1 protein-coding gene is annotated in these 803 nt (G+C 73.2%); it reads right to left on the reverse strand.

Going from position 1 to position 803, the window contains the following annotated elements; genetic code table 11:
* The coding region (locus Acy02nite_RS46205; RefSeq protein WP_203756837.1) for a tetratricopeptide repeat protein at nucleotides 1-803 on the reverse strand (803 nt) is incomplete at both ends.

Raw genomic sequence — 803 nt, forward strand, 5'->3', positions numbered from 1 at the left:
AGCCAGGCGTCCCGGGCCTCGCCCGGCCGTCCGGCCTGCTCCAGGATGTCGCCGAGGGCGATCAGCGCCTCGGCGTGGGCGAGCCGATCGTGGGACGGCAGGCGGGAGATACCGCTGCGGTGGTGGGCGAGGGCGTCGGCCAGGCGCCCCTCGGCCAGAGCCGCCCGCGCGAGGACCTCGTCGCAGAGGGCCAGGCCACGGTCGTCGTCCAGCCCGGCATAGATCGCGAAGGCCCGGCGGGTGAGCATCACCGCGAGCCGTGGGCGCTCTTCCTGGAACGCCGTGGCCATGACCACCAGAGAGCTCGCCCGGGCCCGGGGCATGCCGTGCCGGCGCATCAGGGCTCCCGCCTGCCGGTACAGCCGCAGCGCCCTGGTGCGGTCGCCGGCCTCCAGCAGCACCCGGCACTGATTCATGAGCACCAGCGCACGCTCGGCGTTCATGCCCGCCTGCTCGAAGAGTTGCTGCGCGGCGTCCAGGTGGGTGAGCGCCACGTCGTACTCCTCCAGGAAGAAGTGCGCGCCGGCGAGCGTCCGCTGCATCCGGGCCTGGCCTTCGACGTCTCCGGCCCGGGCCGCCACGTCGAGCGCGAATCGTGCCGCCTTCTGCCACTCCCGCCACCAGACGTAGGACTGGTAGAACGGCTGCATCGACATGGTGAGCCGCCACACCCGGGGAGTCTCGCCGCGGTCCGCAGCGTCCTCGATGACGGCTCGCAGGACGTCGTGTTCGGCGACGAGCCAGGCCGCGCCGGATCGGTCGTGGTCACCGGCTCGCCGCACTCCCTCGATCACGTCGCGCGC

Origin of the sequence: Actinoplanes cyaneus, from assembly GCF_016862095.1 — a bacterium.
GTDB lineage: Bacteria > Actinomycetota > Actinomycetes > Mycobacteriales > Micromonosporaceae > Actinoplanes > Actinoplanes cyaneus.